This window comes from Streptomyces sp. NEAU-W12, from assembly GCF_026242095.1.
Classification (GTDB): domain Bacteria; phylum Actinomycetota; class Actinomycetes; order Streptomycetales; family Streptomycetaceae; genus Streptomyces.
The window spans coordinates 1-1005 of sequence record NZ_JAPJDM010000098.1 but is presented as its reverse complement, the minus strand read 5'-3'; the positions used below and the strand labels follow the sequence as shown (position 1 = coordinate 1005).

The following is a 1005-nucleotide window of genomic DNA, read 5'->3' as shown; positions in this document are numbered from 1 at the left end:
CGTCGACGCCGTCGGACACCAGCCGCCACAGGTCCTCGGGAGAGGACACACCACCCGGATAACGGCACGCCATCCCCACGATCACCACCGGATCGTCCGCCACCGACGGCAGCGACCCCACCGGCACCACCGCGGCCGGCTCCACCACACCGAACAACTCGTCCAACAGATAGCCCACCAGGGCGTTCGCCGTCGGATAGTCGAACACCACCGTCGCCGGCAACCGCAACCCGGTCGCCTTGCCCAGCCGGTTCCGCAGTTCCACCGCCGTCAGCGAGTCGAAGCCCAGGTCCTGGAACGCACGCCCCGGGTCCACCGTCTGCGCACCCGCATGACCCAGCACCACCGCGATCTGACCACGCACCAGGTCCAGCAGCACCTCACGCCGCTCGTCCCGGCCCAGACCCTCCAACCGCTGCACCAGACCGGCCGTCGCCACCGAACCACCGGCAACCGACCGCCGCGCCCGCACCCGGATCAGACCACGGAGCATGGGGTGGATGTCGCCCTGTTCCCGCAGGGCGGGGAGGTCGAGACGCACGGGCAGGACGACGGGTTCACCGGTGTCGAGTGCCGCGTCGAAGAGGGCCGCGCCCTGTTCGGCGGTGAGTTCCGGCATGCCGGCCCGGGCGATGCGGTGGACGTCGGTGTCGGAGAGGGTGCCGATCATGCCGGCGTCCTGGGTCCACGGTCCCCACGCGAGGGAGGCGCCGGGCAGGCCGAGCGAGCGGCGGTGCCGGGCCAGGGCGTCGAGGAACGTGTTGCCCGCCGCGTAGTTGGCCTGGCCGGGGCCGCCGAGGATGCCCGACATGGAGGAGAACAGCACGAAGGCGGTGAGGTCGAGGTCCTTGGTCGCCTCGTGCAGATGCCAGGCCGCATCCACCTTCGGACGCAACACACCCGCCAGCCGCTCCCCCGTCAACGACTCCACCACACCGTCGTCCAGCACACCCGCCGTGTGCACCACGGCCCGCACCGGATACCGGCCCACCAGATCCGCCACCG

General features: G+C 71.4%; 1 protein-coding gene. It reads right to left on the bottom strand.

Annotation, left to right across the window (positions count from 1 at the left end):
* The coding region (locus ORI94_RS35225; RefSeq protein ID WP_266083191.1) for a type I polyketide synthase at positions 1-1005 on the bottom strand (1005 nt) is incomplete at both ends.